At 72.1% G+C, this 18468-nt stretch carries 19 protein-coding genes; 11 read left to right on the top strand and 8 right to left on the bottom strand.

Annotated features, from left to right (window positions below):
• The first annotated feature begins 64 nt into the window (after nt 1–64).
• Entirely contained in the window at nt 65–547 is a 483-nt protein-coding gene (locus ACN28C_RS16150; protein WP_422774261.1) for a hypothetical protein, read from the top strand.
• Here ACN28C_RS16150 and ACN28C_RS16145 read toward each other — a convergent pair.
• Both ACN28C_RS16145 and ACN28C_RS16140 read right to left on the bottom strand, forming a co-directional pair.
• Nucleotides 519–1217: a hypothetical protein gene (locus tag ACN28C_RS16145; RefSeq protein ID WP_422774260.1), complete on the bottom strand. Its 699-nt coding sequence runs from the start codon at nt 1215–1217 to the stop codon at nt 519–521. The two genes, ACN28C_RS16150 and ACN28C_RS16145, sit on opposite strands and share 29 nt — an antisense overlap.
• Nucleotides 1214–1894 carry a hypothetical protein gene (locus ACN28C_RS16140; protein ID WP_422774259.1) on the bottom strand — a complete coding sequence of 227 codons (681 nt, stop codon included), beginning with the start codon at nt 1892–1894 and terminating at the stop codon, nt 1214–1216. The genes ACN28C_RS16145 and ACN28C_RS16140 overlap by 4 nt, the downstream gene beginning before the upstream one ends.
• Nucleotides 1895–1946: 52 nt before the next feature.
• Between ACN28C_RS16140 and ACN28C_RS16135 the strand changes: the two genes are divergently transcribed.
• The 3 genes from ACN28C_RS16135 to ACN28C_RS16125 all read left to right on the top strand — a co-directional run bounded on the left by ACN28C_RS16135 (nt 1947) and on the right by ACN28C_RS16125 (nt 6212).
• Nucleotides 1947–2156: a hypothetical protein gene (locus ACN28C_RS16135; RefSeq protein ID WP_422774258.1), complete on the top strand. Its 210-nt coding sequence runs from the start codon at nt 1947–1949 to the stop codon at nt 2154–2156.
• A 315-nt stretch (nt 2157–2471) separates the two neighbouring features.
• Complete coding sequence (locus ACN28C_RS16130) at nt 2472–5306, top strand: aconitate hydratase (protein ID WP_422774257.1); 2835 nt, start codon at nt 2472–2474, stop codon at nt 5304–5306.
• A gap of 126 nt (nt 5307–5432) precedes the next feature.
• Entirely contained in the window at nt 5433–6212 is a 780-nt protein-coding gene (locus ACN28C_RS16125) for a TIGR03089 family protein (protein WP_422774256.1), read from the top strand.
• 13 nt (nt 6213–6225) lie between these two features.
• On the opposite strand, the gene ACN28C_RS16120 is transcribed toward ACN28C_RS16125, so the two are convergent.
• Nucleotides 6226–7176 (bottom strand): nucleoside-diphosphate kinase, encoded by a 951-nt coding sequence (locus ACN28C_RS16120; RefSeq protein ID WP_422774255.1) that lies wholly within the window; start codon nt 7174–7176, stop codon nt 6226–6228.
• A gap of 6 nt (nt 7177–7182) precedes the next feature.
• Nucleotides 7183–7827, bottom strand: coding sequence for a hypothetical protein (locus tag ACN28C_RS16115; RefSeq protein WP_422774254.1), 645 nt, complete (start codon nt 7825–7827; stop codon nt 7183–7185).
• 639 nt (nt 7828–8466) lie between these two features.
• Here ACN28C_RS16115 and ACN28C_RS16110 point away from each other — a divergent pair.
• On the top strand, nt 8467–8712 hold the full coding sequence (locus ACN28C_RS16110) for a DUF2630 family protein (protein ID WP_422774253.1): 246 nt from the start codon (nt 8467–8469) through the stop codon (nt 8710–8712).
• 14 nt (nt 8713–8726) lie between these two features.
• On the opposite strand, the gene ACN28C_RS16105 is transcribed toward ACN28C_RS16110, so the two are convergent.
• From ACN28C_RS16105 to ACN28C_RS16095, 3 genes are all read right to left on the bottom strand, one after another.
• Nucleotides 8727–9683 (bottom strand): serine protein kinase RIO, encoded by a 957-nt coding sequence (locus ACN28C_RS16105; protein ID WP_422774693.1) that lies wholly within the window; start codon nt 9681–9683, stop codon nt 8727–8729.
• Between the two features lie 266 nt (nt 9684–9949).
• Nucleotides 9950–10594 (bottom strand): HAD family hydrolase, encoded by a 645-nt coding sequence (locus tag ACN28C_RS16100; RefSeq protein ID WP_422774252.1) that lies wholly within the window; start codon nt 10592–10594, stop codon nt 9950–9952.
• 83 nt (nt 10595–10677) lie between these two features.
• Nucleotides 10678–11544: a carbon-nitrogen hydrolase family protein gene (locus tag ACN28C_RS16095; protein WP_422774251.1), complete on the bottom strand. Its 867-nt coding sequence runs from the start codon at nt 11542–11544 to the stop codon at nt 10678–10680.
• Nucleotides 11545–11616: 72 nt separating this feature from the next.
• Between ACN28C_RS16095 and ACN28C_RS16090 the strand changes: the two genes are divergently transcribed.
• The 6 genes from ACN28C_RS16090 to mug all read left to right on the top strand — a co-directional run bounded on the left by ACN28C_RS16090 (nt 11617) and on the right by mug (nt 16259).
• Nucleotides 11617–12414: a thioesterase family protein gene (locus tag ACN28C_RS16090; RefSeq protein ID WP_422774250.1), complete on the top strand. Its 798-nt coding sequence runs from the start codon at nt 11617–11619 to the stop codon at nt 12412–12414.
• Between the two features lie 83 nt (nt 12415–12497).
• On the top strand, nt 12498–13076 hold the full coding sequence (locus tag ACN28C_RS16085) for a TetR/AcrR family transcriptional regulator (protein WP_422774249.1): 579 nt from the start codon (nt 12498–12500) through the stop codon (nt 13074–13076).
• A gap of 71 nt (nt 13077–13147) precedes the next feature.
• Nucleotides 13148–13996 carry a DUF692 domain-containing protein gene (locus ACN28C_RS16080; protein WP_422774248.1) on the top strand — a complete coding sequence of 283 codons (849 nt, stop codon included), beginning with the start codon at nt 13148–13150 and terminating at the stop codon, nt 13994–13996.
• A complete protein-coding gene (locus ACN28C_RS16075; protein ID WP_422774247.1) occupies nt 13993–14520 on the top strand; it encodes a hypothetical protein in 528 nt (175 codons plus the stop codon). Before ACN28C_RS16080 ends, ACN28C_RS16075 begins: the two co-directional genes overlap by 4 nt.
• A 10-nt stretch (nt 14521–14530) precedes the next feature.
• Nucleotides 14531–15292 carry an SDR family oxidoreductase gene (locus ACN28C_RS16070; RefSeq protein WP_422774246.1) on the top strand — a complete coding sequence of 254 codons (762 nt, stop codon included), beginning with the start codon at nt 14531–14533 and terminating at the stop codon, nt 15290–15292.
• 325 nt (nt 15293–15617) lie between these two features.
• Complete coding sequence (mug, locus tag ACN28C_RS16065) at nt 15618–16259, top strand: G/U mismatch-specific DNA glycosylase (RefSeq protein ID WP_422774245.1); 642 nt, start codon at nt 15618–15620, stop codon at nt 16257–16259.
• Here mug and ACN28C_RS16060 read toward each other — a convergent pair.
• Nucleotides 16244–18199: an ABC transporter ATP-binding protein gene (locus tag ACN28C_RS16060; protein ID WP_422774692.1), complete on the bottom strand. Its 1956-nt coding sequence runs from the start codon at nt 18197–18199 to the stop codon at nt 16244–16246. The genes mug and ACN28C_RS16060 overlap by 16 nt on opposite strands.
• Nucleotides 18200–18468: the final 269 nt, after the last annotated feature.

Genomic DNA, 18468 nt, shown 5'->3' with positions numbered 1-18468 from the left:
ACGCTAGTCCCTTGCGGAAAGTCTATGCAAGACTTTGCAGGGATAGTGTCCCCCATCCATCATCTTGCGCAAGGCGCGGCCGCGACGTCGCCGGCCCGACCGGCCCGCTGCGTACCGGCGCGGTGCCGCCGACCATCCGACCACCGCCGCCTTCGTCACCGCGATCTGCGCCGCCGCCGACACCTGGCACGCTGATTCCAGCGGACGGTCGGAGCGGCTTCGCGCCAGCCGGGTTCCCGGGGCGACTGGATCGATCGGCTTGTTCTCGGCGGCATGGTGGATCGCGATATGCGCTGCGCAGCACCGGAGCTGGCGGGCGTACCGAGACGGGGCGCGTGGCCACGCGCCGAGGGGCATCCCGCTAACCGACGCCGCCTGGGGACACATCGAGGTAGTACGCGCGCTGCCGGCCGCCAGCGCCGACCCGGACCTTCGGGAGGGCGCCGGCACCGGCCTCAGCCCGCTGGAGTGGGCGCTCCGGGGCGGGCACCGGGAGACCGCCGCGCTGTTGGCGCCGGTCAGCGGATCTCGCAGGGCCGGCCGTTGACCGTGCAGCTGATCGGCCGCTCGCCGTTCCCCCACCGGTCGAGGTGGAACCGCAGCGGATCGGAGCGGTTGCCCTGCAGGGGTGCCCCGCTGCGGAAGACGTACCGGCTGCCGTCGCGGTCCACCGACGGCCGGGGCGCGCCCTCGACCCAGAAGGCGCGCAGTCCGTGCACCTCGGACCGGAATCGCAGCTCCACTCTCCACGATTGTGCCGAGTCGCCGTCGTTACGGATGAAGACCTCGGCGATGAACGAGTCGCGGTAGTCGGCGAGCACCCGGTAGCGACCGGTCAGCGGGGGCTCCGGCGGCGGCTTCGGCGCGGCGGTGGTCGGCCGGGGCGGTGACGCGGTGGTCCGGGTGGGGGTCGCCCGGGAACCCTCCTCCTTGTCGCCGCCGCCCTGCCGGTCCGCCGCGGACGTCGGTTGGTGGAACCCGCCCGCCGACGATCTGGCCGGGCTCGGCGCGTCGTCGACGGAGGCCACCGAGGACGGCGTGGCGCCCGGCGCGAACGGCCAGGCCGGATCGGGCGCGCCGGAGCTGTGCCGGGGACCGCCGGTGAGGTATCCGGTGGCGAGGGCGAAGAGCACGATCATGACCAGGACACCGGCGAGCACGACGGCCCACGGCGTCGCCTGGAGCAGTCGCGGGCGGGTCGGTTCGGGGGTGCTCACCGAGCCGGGATCCGCACGGAGATCTCGTTGCCGAGCCTCCGTCCGGCCAGCAGTTTCAGATCGTCGCCACTCCAGAACCGGCCGGGGTCGTACCAGTCGGGTCGGCGCCCGGCCGGGAGCAGTCCCATCGCCTGGTAGGTGGCGGCGACCACCTCGGCGCAGTACGCCGTCTCCAGGGTGCTCTCGTGCGGGCGGCGGCGCGGCGCGGGCGTCCGGCCGCGCAGCCACCGCCAGGCGAGCTGGGCGGTGGACGGGAAGGGAGTTCCGTCCAGGCGGGCGATGGTACGCAGCACCCCGTTCTCCATCTCGTCGTCGGCCGGCGGTTCGAGTTGCCGCAACCAGGCGCGCTGACCGTACCGGACTCCCCAGACCCGGACGGCGTCGCGCAGGTCGTGCAGCTGCACCCCCCGGTGGTGACCGCCCGACCACATGTCGGGCAGCGACCGGCCGAGTTCGGCGTGCCACATTAACGGCGGAAGGTCCTCGATGACCACGGACATTCCGACATGGTTCACCGGACTGTTCGTGGTCAACTGGATCGCCCGATCCGGCACACTGCGCCCCCGGAAGACCCAGACGTCGCCGGTACGGGTCAGCTCGACCGCCTCGTCGAGACTGAGCCCGCCGGCTGGGCCGAGCCTGTCGGTGCCGCTAATCTCGCCGCGCTCCTCGGCCATGCACCCACCTCGGTCCACCTGTCCGCCTGGGTCTGGCGACTACCCTAGGCGGATGCGGTGGTGGAAGGTAATCGGCGTGGCGAGTGTCGTCGGGGTGGCAGCCACCGGGGTGGTGCTGGCCCGTGCCGAGCGGCGCCGCCGGGCGTACACCCCGGAGCAGATCCGGGACCGGTTGCGGGAGCGGCACGCCGAGGCGATCGGCGTGGCCGAGACCGACGCCGCCCACTCCGACGGCCCGAACAAATCCGAAACCTCGCAGTAAATACGCCCCCACCCACGGTCGCGTACGCCCGACAAGTCGCCATTATCGATGGACGGCGGCGCCTCGACCGGACCCGGCACGGGTGGTGGGGACAGCGCCCCGGACTCACCCGACCACCTGGGCCGGGGACGGGCTTGCGCGCATAGCAAGACGGACGTACGGTTTACTGGATAGGGACGCAGATTGGTAAGGGTTACCTGAGCCAGCCGCCCCGGTTGTGGGTAGGAAAGACTTGCTCAGGACTACGCCCGGGCACCCGCCGGTAGCCGGTCGGTGCCGCGCGGACCGGTCGGCACGGACCGGGACGAAGACAGCGTGAAGGAGTACGACGTGGCGAGCCTCGACACCTTCGGTGCGAAGAGCCAGCTGCGCGTCGCAGACGCGAGCTACGAGATTTTCAAGATCAATACGGTTCCCGGGCACGAACGCCTGCCGTACAGCCTGAAGATTCTGCTGGAGAACCTGCTCCGCACAGAGGACGGAGCGAACATCACCGCCGAGCACATCCGGCAGCTGGGCGACTGGGACCCGAACGCCGACCCCAGCGTGGAGATCCAGTTCACCCCGGCCCGGGTGCTGATGCAGGACTTCACCGGCGTGCCCTGCGTGGTCGACCTGGCCACCATGCGTGAGGCGGTCCGCGAGCTCGGCGGCGACCCCACCAAGGTCAACCCGCTCGCGCCGGCCGAGCTGGTGATCGACCACTCGGTCATCGCCGACCTCTTCGGCCGCCAGGACGCCTTCACCCGCAACGTCGAGCTGGAGTACGGCCGCAACAGGGAGCGCTACCAGTTCCTCCGCTGGGGCCAGAACGCGTTCAACGAGTTCAAGGTCGTCCCGCCCGGCACCGGCATCGTGCACCAGGTCAACATCGAATACCTGGCCCGCACGATCATGGAGCGCAACGGCCAGGCGTACCCGGACACCGTGGTCGGCACCGACTCGCACACCACCATGGTCAACGGGCTCGGCGTGCTCGGCTGGGGCGTCGGTGGCATCGAGGCCGAGGCCGCGATGCTCGGCCAGCCGGTCAGCATGCTCATCCCGCGCGTCGTCGGCTTCAAGCTGCACGGCGAGATGCCGGCCGGCACCACCGCCACCGACCTGGTGCTGACCATCACCGAGATGCTGCGTAAGCACGGCGTGGTCGGCAAGTTCGTCGAGTTCTACGGCCCCGGCGTCGGCGCGGTGCCGCTGGCCAACCGGGCCACCATCGGCAACATGTCACCGGAGTACGGCTCGACCGTCGCGATCTTCCCGATCGACGAGGAGACCGTCCGCTACCTGAGGCTGACCGGGCGCAGCGAGCAGCAGGTGGCGCTCGTCGAGGCGTACGCCAAAGAACAGGGCATGTGGCACGACCCGGCCGCCGAGCCCGACTACAGCGAGCGGCTCGAACTCGACCTCGGCAGCATCGAGCCGTCGCTGGCCGGCCCGAAGCGCCCGCAGGACCGGGTGCCGCTCGGCAACGCCAAGACGCTGTTCCGGTCCGCGCTTGTCGACTACGTCGGGGACGGCGCCGACGGCGCGCACGGCCCGGCCGACGAGGCGAGCGAGGAGTCCTTCCCGGCGAGCGACCCGCCGGCCAACGACACCAACGACCCGGCCGACGCGCCGCGCGACCTGGTCTCGGCGGCGACCGGGGCAAAGGGCCGGGCGAGCAACCCGATCCAGGTCACCGGTGACGACGGCGTCGAGTACGAACTCGACCACGGCGCCGTGGTGATCGCCGCGATCACCTCCTGCACCAACACCTCCAACCCGCAGGTGATGATCGGTGCCGCGCTGCTGGCCCGCAACGCCGTCGACCGGGGGCTGTCCCGCAAGCCGTGGGTGAAGACCACCCTGGCCCCCGGCTCCAAGGTGGTGATGGACTACTACGAGCGGGCCGGCCTCACCCCCTACCTGGAGAAGCTCGGCTTCCACCTGGTCGGCTACGGCTGCACCACCTGCATCGGCAACTCCGGCCCGCTGCCCGAGGAGGTCTCGGCGGCGGTCAACGAGCACGACCTGTCGGTGGTCTCGGTGCTCAGCGGCAACCGGAACTTCGAAGGCCGGATCAACCCGGACGTCAAGATGAACTACCTGGCGTCCCCGCCGCTGGTGGTGGCGTACGCGCTGGCCGGCACGATGGACATCGACCTGGCCAACGAGCCGATCGACACCGGCGCGGACGGGCAGCCGGTCTTCCTGCGGGACATCTGGCCCAGCACCGCCGAGATCGACGACGTGATCGCGAACGCGCTGCGCAGCGAGATGTTCACCAAGGACTACTCCGACGTCTTCGCCGGGGACGAGCAGTGGCGCTCGCTGCCCACCCCGGAGGGCGACACCTTCGCCTGGGACGCCGGGTCGACCTACGTCCGCAAGCCCCCGTACTTCGAGGGGATGGCGGCGGAGCCGACCCCGGTGCAGGACATCTCCGGCGCCCGGGTGCTGGCCAAGCTCGGTGACTCCGTCACCACCGACCACATCTCGCCGGCCGGCTCGATCAAGCCCGACTCCCCTGCCGGCAAGTACCTGGCCGACCACGGCGTGGCCCGGCACGAGTTCAACTCGTACGGCTCGCGGCGTGGCAACCACGAGGTCATGATCCGGGGCACCTTCGCCAACATCCGGCTGCGCAATCAACTGCGGATGCCGGGCGACGGTGAGGCCGCGGGAGCCGCGCTTCCCGAAGGTGGGTTCACGGTCAACCACCTGACCGGCGAGCAGACCTCGATCTACGACGCCTCGGTGGCGTACCAGGAGGCGGGCATCCCGCTGGTGATCCTGGCCGGTACGGAGTACGGCTCCGGCTCGTCCCGGGACTGGGCCGCGAAGGGCACGATGCTGCTCGGGGTCCGGGCGGTGATCGCCCAGTCGTACGAGCGGATCCACCGGTCGAACCTGATCGGGATGGGCGTGCTGCCGTTGCAGTACCCGGCCGACAGCGACGCGGCATCGCTCGGGTTGACCGGCACCGAGACGTTCTCGATCAGCGGGGTGACCGCGCTCAACGAGGGCCAGATCCCGCGTACCGTCCGGGTGACCACGGACACCGGCGTCGAGTTCGACGCGGTGGTCCGGATCGACACCCCTGGCGAGGCCGACTACTACCGGCACGGCGGCATTCTGCAGTACGTGCTGCGCAAGATGCTCACCAGCTGAGCCCCGCACGCTCCGTTCCGATGCCGGGCCGGGCCGGTCGCCGAGAGGCACCGTCCCGGCCCGGTTCCGCAGCTGCAATGCCATACCGTTGCATACTGGCCTGGAGGAAAACGGGAGGAGCCGTCCGTGCGACACGATCTGGTCCGACCGACCGGCATGCCGGCGGCGTTCGCGTCCGCACTGGCGGCCCACCCCGGCCGGCCGCTGCTCACCTACCTCGACGGCGCAACCGGGGAACGCACCGAGCTCTCGGCCGAGGCGCTCGGGCAGTGGGTCGCCCGCACGGCGAACATGCTGGTCCAGGACTGCCGGCTGGGGGTCGGCGCCCGGGCGGCGGTGCTGCTGCCGCCACACTGGCAGACCGCCGCCGTCCTGCTCGGCACCTGGTCCGCCGGGGTGTCGGTGAGCTTCCACGGCGCGGCGACGGCCGGGCTGCCCCAACTCGGTCCCGGCGTCGAGGAACCGTTCGACGTCACATACGCCGCGCTGCCCCGGATCGACGACTGGCTCGACCACGTGCCCGAGGCGCACCACCGGTTCGCGCTCGGTCTCGCCCGGGACGCCGCGCCGATGCCCGAGCCGCCGGCCGGTTACCGCGACTACCTCGCCGAGGTTCGCCGGCACGACGCCGACCTGCGGCCGTACGTCCCACTCCGGCCGGACGACGCGGCAAGTGTCGACGGCACCAGCTACGCGGACTGGGGCCGGCTGGCCCGGGAACTGGCCGACCACTTCGAACTCCGCCCCGGCGACCGGGTGCTGGTCGACGCGGCCGCGCACGAGCACCCGGTGAAGTGGCTGCTGGCCCCGCTGGCGGCCGGCGCCTCGGTGCTGCTCTGCGCCAACCTCGACCCCGCGGCGGTGCGGCAGCACGGCCGGGCCGAACGGGTGACCCGGGTGCTGTGACCGGCGCCCGCGCTCACGGTGCGGTGGAGGTGTCCGGCAGCAGGCTGGTGGCGCCCGGCACGTACGGGTCGAGCAGGTGCGTGGCGAGCACGATCCGCTGCCACCGGCTCACCGGGATCCCGCTCGAGTCGGCGAGCCGGACCACCGAACGCCAGTCCCGGGAGCACCGGTCCCGGATCCGGACGATCGCCGAGAGCAGTTCCCGGGCCCGCGCGTCCGGTCGGCCCTCCAGGCGCGTCCGTGCCGCGTCGGCCAAATCCTCGAGCGTGCGGTCCAGTTCGAGGTCGACGGCGGGGGTGGCCGCCTCCAACCGGTCGACCAGGGCGAACGCCTCGGACCGGCGGTCCACGCCGGCCGAGGCGTCCAGGCCCCGCCGGTAGAGCGTGGCCCGGGTCTCGTGGTTGCAGAGCACTGCCAGCTCCCGCAACAGGTCGGCCGGCTCGTCGGCGGCATGCACGAGGTTGAGCTGGTAGTTGAAGCTGCCGACGTCGTGGCGGAGCTGGCCCGGGCGGCAGCGGATCGGGTCCGCCGGCCCCTTGACCGCGCTGAGCACCAGCGAGGCCGGTTGCGGTCGACCGGGCAGGGCGAGCAGCAGGAGCAGGCACTCGCATGCCGTGACGTAGAGGTCGGCGGCGTCCCGCCGGTCCCGGCTGGCGGCGTTGAGGCCGTACTGCCACAGTGCCCGTACGCCGTGCCGGTCGATCGTCACCGTCGCCGCCCAGACGATGCTGAAGCCGTACGCCAGCACCCAGCGCAGCACCGGGCCGAGCCGGCGGCTGACCACGGCGTCCGGCTTCAGCAGCAGCAGTGCGTGGTCGTGACAGAACTCCTCGATCCGGCCACCACCGACGGCGACCAGGTCCTCGAAGCTCTCCCGAAAGTAGGTGTCGACCGCGTAGAGGGACCGCTTCCGGGGAAGCGTCGTCAGGAAGGCGGGGATCTCCTGGGCGCCGGGGGTGGCCATGGCGGATCACTCACGCAGTTCCGCGGCTCGGCGGCGAACCTCTCCCGGGCTGAGGATCTCACCGTCGAGCACCACGCCGACGAAGCTGTCCAGCGGGATGTGCTCGAAGACGGGCGCGCCGAGCCGGGCGAAGACCGGCTCCGGGACGAGCTTCAGCGCGGTGGTGACGATCAGGGTCGGTAGCCGCTCGGCCAGCTCCCGGGTACCCCGGATGTTGAGTACGGTGCCAGGGCCGATCGCGTCGGCGCCGGCCAGCGCCACCACCGGCTCGCCGGTGCGCATCGACTCCGGCAGCTGGGCCAGGATCTGCTTGACGATCGAGCTGCTCGGCGCGCACGTGACCGGGCCGCCGTGCTCGCCGACCCAGCCAACCGCCGCCTTCACGGTCTTCTCCACCGCGTGGTCGAGTTCGGCCCGGATCCGGCGGAGCGACTCGGCCGGTTCGTCCGAGCGGACCGCGTTGGCGATGTGCCACATCGGCGCGTAGCCGGGCAGCTCGGCGGTCAGGAACTCCGTCGCATCGGCTGCCGCGGCGGGATCGTCGATCAGCTCCAGCAGGCCTTCGATCACCAGCCGGGCAACTCCGGTGGCCCCGGCCGTGGTGACCGTGACGGCCTCCCGAAGCGATGTCGGCAACGAAGCTTGGTCCATGATGCGGGCTCTTTCCGTTCCGGGTCTGGTCCCCTGAGGACAGGACTACCTACCCGACATCGAGAATGCCCGATTAGTGGGCTTCTCGGCACCGAGTTTGGTAGTTCATATCAAACGGACATGCCCATCGGAGTGAAATGACCAAATGGCAGCATCGGTCACCGTCCGGTGACGCGCGGTGCCGCCATGAGCCGGCCGACAGCGGGTGCCTGCAGAGCAGGCTGACAGCGGGTGGTGGCCGGCATCCCGCTCGCCGAGCCGCCTGCCCGCGGAGCAGGCCGACGGTGCGGGCGGTGTCTCGCGCGGGGCCACGGAAGCACCGGCGACGGTGGACGGCCGGGACCCACCTCCCGGCCGTCCACCCCGGCTGGCCACAACCTGACCGGTCACTCACGAGACCCGGTCAGGCGGGGGATCGGGTCAGCCGGAGATCCGTCCGGTGCCGGCGCCGACGCGGACCGTGGTGGGCGGTGGCGGGCGGAGCGACACGATCAGGAAAGCGCTTTCCCGAGACCACCATAAGAACCGTCGAGAGCTGTGTCAACGATGACGTCCCGGCCCGGCGGGTGCGCCGACACGTGCCGCCCGTCACCGGCGGATGGTGGGCGGCACGTACGGCGCTGTGCCAGGATCTTGGGCATGGACGACAGGACGATTCTGAGCCGGATCTCCGAGCTGGTCGACGAGGAGCACCGGCTCCGCACCCACGCCCAGCAGGTCGAAAACTCCACCGACGAGGACCGGACGCGGCTGCGGGACCTCGAGGAGTCGCTCGACCAGTGCTGGGATCTGCTCCGCCGCCGCCGGGCCGCCCGACAGGCCGGCAACGACCCGGACACCGCCGGCGCGCGCAGCGTGAACGAGGTCGAGAAATACCTCCAGTGACCGGTTGACGCCGGTTACCGCAGCCCCGCCTCCCGGAGCAGCTGTCCGGTCAGCGTGGCCGGGTCGACCAGGTCACCGGGAAGTCCTCGCGCCGCGAACCAGCCCGCGACCACCCGTACGTCCCGGGCCAGGAACTCCGGGCCGCCCGGGTTGGCGACCACGTCCACGACCTGCGGCAGGTCGATCAGCACCAGCCGCTCCCCCTGCACCAGCAGGTTGTACGGCGACAAATCGCCGTGCGCCAGCCCGGCCCGGGCCAGCACCACCAGCGCGTCCACGAGCTGGTCCCAGAGCCGGCGCAACAGCGCGGGGTCGGGCCGGAGCTGTGCCAGGCGCGGCGCCGCCTCTCCCCCGACCGGGTCACCGACGAATTCGAGCATCAGCTCGGTGCCGATCAGTTGCACCGGATAGGGCACGGCGACGCTGCCCAGCTCCTGCCCCACCTGCCAGAGCCGGGTCAGGGCGGTGAACTCGGCAGACGCCCACTGGCCGGCGATCATCTGCCGGCCGAACGCGGTACGCCCGGCCATCGCCCGATTCTCCCGGGACCGGCGCACCCGGCGCCCTTCGAGATAGCCGGCGTCGCGGTGGAAGAGTCGGTGGTCCGGGTCCCGGTAACGCTTGGCGGCGAGCAGGCAACTCCGGTCGGTCTCCGGGACGGCCCGGCGGACCAGGTGCACGTCCGCCTCCTTGCCGGTCTTGAGCACGCCCAGCTCGGTGTCGGTGGCGGCGAGTTCGGTGACCAGCCACTCGGGGTGCGGCTCGGGACCGCGCACCGCCTGGTCCCAGCTCGACCAGCGGTCACCGACGTCCGGAAGGTCGGTGTCGGCATTGGTGTCGAACGCGGGCGCCGTCGCGTGCCGCGTCCGCTTCAGAAACCGTGGCTCGTCGTCGTCGAACCGCCGGACGGTACGCCGACCGCCACGGTGGTGGCGGGCCGAACCCGAATGGTCGTCGTGATCGTGTGACACGTAGTCGTGTGGCACTGGAGGATTCCTCTGGTCGAGTCGGAAGAAGGCAGGCGAGAGCGCAGCGCAAAGACAGCCACAGCGATTCCTCCTTCCACTCGGCCGGGCGGACGCCCGGGAACGACTCCGTCGGCACATGCTCGCCAATCCCGCTCTCCCGAGTCAACCGAATAACGGCCGCCGTACAACGGCCACGAGCCACCGGCCGGGGCGCGCCGAGGAGAACCGTCGGGGTGAGCCGAGAGAACCGTCGGGGTGGAGAGAACCGCTCAGGCGGCGAGCACCGTGGCGACGGCGGCGATCAGCCCGTCCACGGTCTTGGTCGGGGCGTACCGGCGCTCCATCCAGCGGCGGCCCCGATGCAGCCAGACACTCGGCAACCCCACCGCGGCCGCACCGCCGATATCCGCCTCCGGGCTGTCCCCGACCATCCAGGCCCCGCGCAGCCGCATCCGGACCCGTTCGGCGGCGAGCGCGAAGATCCTGGGATTCGGCTTGCTGACCCCGACCTGCTCGGAGATCACCCAGTCCGCCAGGTAGCCGTCCAGGCCGGTACGCCTGATCTTCATCTCCTGTAGCCGCTCGCTGCCGTTGGTGACCGCGACCGGCACCCAGCCGGCGTCGTCGGCGATCCGTAGTGCGCAGGCGATCAGCGGATCCAGCCGGGTGTACTCCACCACTCCCTCGTGCAGCGCCTCGACCAGATCAATGGAGGGGATCCGGAGCCGGTAGCGGTCACGGATCGCGTCCGCCACATCCCAGCGATTTGTCAGGCCGTCGGCATCCACCGACAGGAGCCAGTCGATGTCGCCCTCCGGTGCGCCGATCTCGTCCAGGAATCCCTGCGCCCAGGTCCGGAACGGACCTGCCCGGTCGAGCAGAGTGTTGTCCAGATCAAGGAGCAACAGCGGCACTTGCGCACAGTACGGGACGCACCCGGTCGGACAACAGTCCCAGCATGTAAACAACCCGGGTTGTCCGGGGTGACAAGCAGCGGTCAACCGGTCAATAGCGTCCGTACGCCGCCCTGGTCCGGTAGGCGGTCGGCGAGCATCCGGTGCGCGTCGCGTACCCGATGGAGCTCCGCCGGGTCGAACCGCTCGACGACGACGGCCTCGCCCGAGTCCGCGGCCCGGCGCAGTATCCGGCCCTCCGGATCGTAGATCGCCGCGCCGCCGTTGAACCGCCACGGCGACGCGCCACCGACGGCGTTGGCGAAGGCGACGTACATGGTGTTGTCGAGTGCGCGGGCCCGGTAGTAGAGGTCGCGGCGGTGTTCGGAGCCGACCAGGTAGCCGCTCGGACAGAGGTAGCCGCCTGCCCCGTCGGCCGCGGCCGCCCGCGCATGCTCCGGAAAACACGCGTCGTAGCAGACCCCGAGGCCGAGCCGCCAACCGTCGACCAGCAGGGTCGCGCCGCAGCGCCCCGGCGTGAACAACGCGTTCTCGTCCGGCCCCCAGAGGTGCTGCTTGGCGTATCCGGCGCCGACCCGGCCGGCGGCCTCGACCAGCAACGACGAGCAGGTCCGCCGGCCGTCCGGATGCCGGACCGCCGCACCGATCACCACCACCACGCGGTGCTCCCGGGCCACCTCGCGCAGCGGATCGAGCCGGGGATCCGCGATCCGGCCCGCGCTGTCGGCAACCACGTCCGTACCAGCCGGATCGACGGCCAGGGTCGGCGGATGGTACGCCGGCAGGAAGAGCTCCGGGAGTACGACCACCCGGGCGCCGCCGCCGACGGCCCGCTCGACGAGCCGGGCGGCCGAGCGGGCGTTGCCGGCCACGTCACCGGGGACCGGTTCGGCCTGGACCGCGGCGACAGCGAGCGGCGCCGCCGGCAGCCCGGCGGTGGGGTTGGTCACGGCCGCGATAGTAGCGGCCCCCGGCCACCGCGCCGATCTTGCCAAAGTGCCGCCGGGGAGGACAATCGGCGCGTGCCCGACGCCTTCTATCAGCCCACCGACGATGCCGGACGATTCGTCGCCACCGGCTCCACCGAGGGACCGTGGAGCAGCGAGCTGCAACACGCGGGACCGCCGTGCGCGCTGCTGGCCCGAGCCGTGGAGCAGGTGCCCGGCTCCCTGGAGGGGCCGGCCCAGGTCGCCCGGCTGACGGTGGAGATCCTCGGCGGGGTGCCGGTCGGCGAGGTCACGGTCCGGGCCTCGCTGGCCCGACCCGGACGCTCGGTCGAGCTGGTCGAGGCCGACATGCACGCCGCCGGGCGTCCGGTGCTACGGGCCCGGGTCTGGCGGGTCCGGAGTACGCCGGTCGGGCTGCCCGCCGAAGCGCTCACCGCCCCGGTCCCGCCGCCGCCCCGGCCGGCGACCTCGTCCCGGTTCACCGAGCCGCGCTGGCAGGTCGGTTACCTGCGGGCGATCGACTGGCGGTTCGTCGACGGCCACTTCGAGCGGCCCGGCCCGGCGTCGGCCTGGGCACGGCAGCGGATCCCGCTGGTGGCCGGGGAGGAACCGAGTCCGCTGCAACGGGTCGCCCTGCTCGCCGACTCGGGCAACGGGCTGAGCCGGCTGCTGGACATGGAGCAGTGGTGGTTCATCAACACCGAGCTGACCGTGCACCTGCACCGGCAGCCGGTGGACGACTGGCTCCACGTGCAGGCACACACCGTCCTCGACGAGCACGGCTCCGGTCTGGCCCGCACGGTGCTCTCGGACGTCACCGGCCCGCTCGGCCAGGGCGCCCAGGCCCTGATGGTGGGCCGCCGCCCCGGCTGAGCGGCGTCGGCCGAGCCGCGCGGCAGATACCCAAGACGTACGTACGGATTGCATAGCCTGTCGTCGCCTGGCACCATCGGGTGGTGCCCAGGGTAAGTCAGGACCAGCTCGATGCCCGCCGCCAGGAGATCCTCGGCGCGGCACGGGCCTGCTTCGCCCGGCACGGTTACGAGGGCGCGACCGTACGCCGGCTCGAAGAGGCGACCGGGCTCTCCCGGGGCGCCATCTTCCACCACTTCCGCGACAAGGACTCGCTCTTCCTCGCGGTCGCCGAGGACGACGCCGCCGCGATGGTCGCCACGGTGGCCCGCAACGGCCTGGTACAGGTCATGCGCGATCTGCTGGCCGGCGCCGCCTCGCCGGACACCACCGGCTGGCTCGGCAGTCAGCTCGAGGTGTCCCGGCGGCTGCGCACCGACCCGGCGTTCGCGAGGCGCTGGGCGGAGCGCTCGGCGAGCCTGGCCGAGGCCACCCGGGAGCGGCTGGCGCGGCAGCGGGACGCCGGGGTGCTGCGCGACGACGTGCCGATCGAGACGCTGGCCCGGTTTCTGGAGCTGGCCTACGACGGACTGGTGCTGCAACTGGCGATGGCCCGCCCGGCCGGCGACCTCGGCCCGGTACTCGACCTCGTCGAGGAGGCGGTCCGCCGGCCCGGCCACTGACCCGGGTCGCATCGCGCGCTGGCGGGCCGGATCCACAATGGTGGTCCCGATCCGCACGGTTGGAGTGACCGATGGACGTGTTGGTGGGAGCGAGGAAGCCGGAGCCCGACTACGGCGTGGGAATCGGCTGGCGGCCGGAGATCGCCGGATTCGTGGCGGGCCTGCCCGGCCTGCGGTTCGTCGAGGTGATCGCCGAGTCGATACCGGCAGCCGGACCACCGCCGGCCCTGGTCGAGCTGCGCCGGCGCGGTGTGGCGGTCATACCGCACGGGGTGCGGCTCTCGCTCGGCGGTGCCGAGCCGGTCGGGCCGGCCCGGGTCCGGCAGTTCGCCCGGGCCGTCGAACTGCTGGAGGCGCCGATGGCCAGCGAGCACATCGCGTTCGTCCGGGCCGGCGGGGTGGAGGCGGGACATCTGTTGCCGCTGCCGCGTACCCGGGAAGCCGTCGACGCGGTGGTCGGGAACGTTACCCGGGTACGTGCCGAACTGGCCGTCCCGCTCGCCCTGGAGCCGATCGCCGCCATCTTCGACTGGCCGGACGACGAGCTGGACGAGGCGGACTTCCTCACCGAGATCCTCGACCGCACCGACGCGCTGCTGCTCCTCGACGTCGCCAACGTGTATGCCAATGCCCGCAACCGGGGCAGCGATCCGCTCGAGTTGCTCGACCGGCTGCCGCTGGAGCGGGTCGGCTACGTACATGTCGCGGGCGGGGCGGTCGACGACGGGATCTACCACGACACGCACACCGATCCGGTGCCGCAGGAGGTGCTCGACCTGGTCGCCGAGGTCTCCGCCCGACACCGGCCGCCCGCGCTGCTGCTGGAGCGCGACGGGCGCTATCCACCGGCGGCCGTCCTGCACGCCGAACTCGACGCGATCGCCGCCGCCTCCGGCTATCCTCCGGTGACCCCGCGGTGACCGTCCGGACGACCAGCGGGACCGGGTCGGACGGGACCGAATTGGGCGGGACGCTGGCCGAGCGGCAGAGCGCGCTGGTGGCCGCACTGGTCGCGGGTGCGCCGCTGCCGCCTGGCTTCGACGCCCGGCTGGCCGGCGTGGCCCGTGCCGCGCTGTTGGGAAAGCGGGCCGGCGAGGTCGCCCGGCACTGGCCACTGCTCGCCGCCGGCCTCGGCGCGCGTTGGCCCGCCGAGTTCGCGGGTTGGGCGGCCGACCGCCCGACCGCGGGTTCGATCCGGGACGGCTGGGACCTGGCCCGGCGGCTCGCGGCCGAGGGCGGGCTGCCTGCTGCCGCCGCCGAGGAGCTGGCCGTCCGGGACGCGGCCTGGCACTACGACGGCCGGAGCGCGCCCCGACGTCGCCGGCTGCCGGCGCTGCGCCGCACCCGGAACACCCTGGTGACGCAGATCGCCGGCCGGATCCGGATCTGGACCCTGCCCTTCCCGCGAGAGGCGAAGATCGACTCCCCACCGGCCACACCATAGAATGTCCTCCATGGACCTCGGACTCGCAGACCGGGTGTACGTGCTGACCGGCGCCTCGAAGGGACTCGGCTTCGCCACCGCACGCGCCCTGGTGGCCGACGGGGCCCGGGTGGTGCTCTCGGCCCGGGATCCCGACCGGGTGGCCGCGGCGGCGGAGCAGCTCGGCCGGGACGACCGGGTGATCGGACTCGCGGCCGACCTGGCCGACCCGGACACCTCGACACGGTTGGTCGAGACCGCCCTGGAGCGCTTCGGTCAGCTCGACGGCGCGCTCGTCTCGGTCGGCGGGCCGCCCCGGGGCACCGCCGCCCAGGCCACCGACGCGCAGTGGCGCGCCTCCTTCGAAACCATCTTCCTCGGCACGGTCCGGACCGCCCGCACGGTCGCGGCGGCGCTCCCGGGCGGTGGCGCCATCGGCCTGGTGCTCTCGAACTCGGTCCGGGCGCCGATCCCGGGACTCGGCGTCTCCAACGGGCTGCGGCCGGGGCTGGCCGGGGTGGCCAAGGACATGTCCGACGAGTACGGCCCGCGCGGCGTGCGGGTGGTAAGCCTACTGCCCGGCCGGCTCCTCACCGACCGCAACCAGGAACTCCTCGCCGCCGGCCACGACCCGGAACGGGCCCGGGCCGAGATCGAGGCGGAGATTCCGCTGCGCCGGATGGGCGACCCGGAGGAGTTCGGCCGGGTGGCCGCCTTCGTGCTCTCCCCCGCCGCCAGTTACCTGACCGGCGTCACCATCCCGGTCGACGGCGGGGCCCTACGCGGCATCTGAGGCCTCCGCCGACCCGCTCAACCGCCGCCCGGAGCCCGCCGTCTCGAATCCGTCCGCCCGACGCGCCGCCCGCCGCCTTGAGCCCGCCCACCCGATGCGCCGCCCGCCGACCCGGCCCGCCGACTGCGGCCGGACCGACTGCGGCCGGACCGACTGACCGGCTGTCGCGTCTCCGGTGGCTCGCTGTCTCCCTCCTCGACCGGGATAGAGTTGCCATCCGTCGACCCTTGGAGGCGGGCGTCATCGAACTGCTGGCTCTGGCGGTTGCCGCCGCAGGTGCGCTCTGCTGTCTGATGGCGGTCACGACGGTGGTGCTGGTGGTGATATGGGCAGTCCGAAGACGTCGGCGGGGCTGACGGCCCCGCGGCCGCGCGGATTCCGGCCGACCCCGGCCGAGGTCGCGGCGGCGGCCGACCGGCTGCTCTCCGATCTGATCGGCCCGGACCTCGACGTGCTCTTCTGCGGCATCAACCCGGGCCTCTACTCGGCGGCGACCGGATGGCACTTCGCCCGCCCGGGCAACCGGTTCTGGCCTGCCCTGCATCGGGGCGGATTCACCCCGCACCAGGTCGACCCGGCCGACCAGGCCGAGCTGCTCGGCTACGGACTCGGCATCACCAACCTGGCCTCCCGGGCCACCGCTCGGGCCGACGAACTGCGCCGGGACGAGCTCGCCGAGGGCGGCCGGCAACTGCTCCGCAAGGTCAGGCGCTACCGGCCGCGCTGGGTGGCGGTGCTCGGCGTGACCGCGTACCGGACGGCGTTCGCGCGGCCGTCGGCGGCGATCGGCCGTCAGCCGGAGACGATCGGGAGCGCTCAGCTGTGGGTGCTGCCGAATCCGAGCGGGCTCAACGCTCACTTCACGGTGACCGGACTCGCCGCCGAGTTCGCGGCGCTGCGTGCCGCGGTCCTCGACGGCGGGAACGGCTCGGATCCTGGCCGGGGCGCCGGTCAGACCGGGTCGTAGTCCGGGCGAGGCATCGTGATCACCGGCTCCGCGCCCACCGCGTCGACGTACGGGGCCGGGGAGTCGGCGACCGCGAACTGCGTCCGGTACAGCTCGGCGTAGAGGCCGCCCACGGCAACCAGTTCGTCGTGCCGGCCCTGCTCGACGATCCGCCCGCCGTCCAGCACCAGGATCTGGTCGGCCTCCCGTACGGTCGACAACCGGTGTGCGATCACCAGCGCGGTACGCCCACTGAGCGCCACCGAGAGCGCCCGCTGCACCGCCGCTTCCGACTCGGAGTCGAGGTGTGCGGTCGCCTCGTCGAGGATGACGATCGACGGGGCCTTGAGCAGCAGCCGGGCGATGGCGAGGCGCTGCTTCTCACCGCCGGAGAAGCGGTATCCCCGCTCGCCGACGATCGTGTCCAGCCCGTCCGGCAGCCCTCTGATCAGGTCCTCCACCTGGGCACCGCGCAGGGCGGCCCAGAGTTCGTCGTCGGTAGCGTCCGGCCTGGCGTAGCGGAGGTTTTCGGCGATCGTCTCGTGGAACAGGTGGGAGTCCTGCGTCACCACCCCGATGGTGTCGCGCAGCGAATCCAGGGTGGCGTCCCGGACGTCGACGCCGCCGACCCGCACCGCGCCCTCGGTCACGTCGTAGATCCGGGAAACCAGCATCGAGGTGGTGGACTTGCCGGCACCGGAGGGGCCGACCAGCGCCACCATCTGCCCCGGCTCGACGGTGAAGGAGACCCCGCGCAGTACCGGCTCGGAGGCCGTCCGGTCGAGCGTGGCCACGTCCTCCAGCGAGGCGAGCGACACCTCGGCGGCGGTCGGATAGCGGAACCGGACGTCGTCGAACTCCAGCCGCCCGGCGCCGCGCGGGATGGCCACCGCGCCCGGCTTCTCGGCGATGGTCGGGGTGAGGTCGAGGACCTCGAAGACCCGGTCGAAGGAGACTAGTGCGCTCATCACGTCCACCCGGACGTTCGAGAGCGCGGTCAGCGGACCGTAGAGGCGGGTGAGCAGCAGGGCGAGCGTCACGACCGTACCGGCGCTGACCTCGCCACGAACGGCGAGCCAGCCACCGAGACCGTAGGTGAGGGCCTGGGCGAGCGAGGCCACCAGCAGCATGGCGACGAAGAAGGTGCGGGAGTACATCGCCGACTGGATGCCGATGTCGCGGACCCGTTCGGCCCGCTCGCCGAAGCGCCGCGCCTCCACGTCCGGCCGGCCGAAGAGCTTGACCAGCAGCGCCCCGGCCACCCCGAACCGCTCGGTCATGGTGGCGTTCATCTTGGCGTCGAGGTCGTACGACTCGCGGGTGATCTCCGCCAGCCGGTGGCCGACCCGGCGGGCCGGAATGATGAAGATCGGCAGGAGCACCAGGGAGAGCACGGTGATCTGCCACGAGAGCGTCAGCATGACAGCCGCGGTGAGCACCAGTTGGATGATGTTGCTGACCACTCCGGAGAGCGTGCTGGTGAAGGCCCGCTGCGCACCCGTCACGTCGTTGTTGAGCCGGCTGACCAGCGCGCCGGTCTGGGTACGGGTGAAGAACTGCAACGGCATCCGCTGGACATGGTCGTAGACCCGGGTCCGCAGGTCGAGAATGATCCCCTCGCCGATCCGGGCCGAGTACCAGCGCTGGGCCAGCGAGAGCAGCGCGTCGGCGACCGCGAGTCCGGCGATGACCAGCGCCAGCCTGATGACCAGGCCACCGGCATCGGCACCGCCGTTCGAGATGGCGTTGATCACGTCACCGGCAAGGACCGGTGTGGCGACCCCGATGATGGCGGCGAGAATGACGGTGACCAGGAACACCGCGATGTCCCGCCGGTAGGGGCGGGCGAACTCGACGACCCGCCGGACGCTGCGCCGGCTCATCCGATGCCCGGTCACCTCGTCGCGGTTACGCAACGAGCGCAGCATGTTCCAACCGCCCATGCTGGCGCCGGCGCCCATCGGGTTCACCACGCGCGACCTCCCCGTCATCAGTAACGACTACGACAACCGGAGCGGCGGCCCGATTCTTCCCGAATGGCCCTCCTGGTCGCCCACCTGCCGGCTGGTCGCCCCTGCCGGCTGGTCGCTCTACTGTCGGTCAGCTCGCTCTACTGTCGGTCAGCGGAGATCACCCGGCGGATCACGCGGTCGTCGGCGTCCAGCGTATTCGCCGGCTCCGACAGGTTTCCCGCTCCCGGGCGCAGCCCGGACTCTTCCGCAGCGCCGGT

Source organism: Plantactinospora sp. WMMC1484, assembly GCF_049315195.1.
Classification (GTDB): domain Bacteria; phylum Actinomycetota; class Actinomycetes; order Mycobacteriales; family Micromonosporaceae; genus Plantactinospora.
Note: the sequence above shows the minus strand (reverse complement) of the source record. Positions and strands in the feature narration are given on the sequence as shown.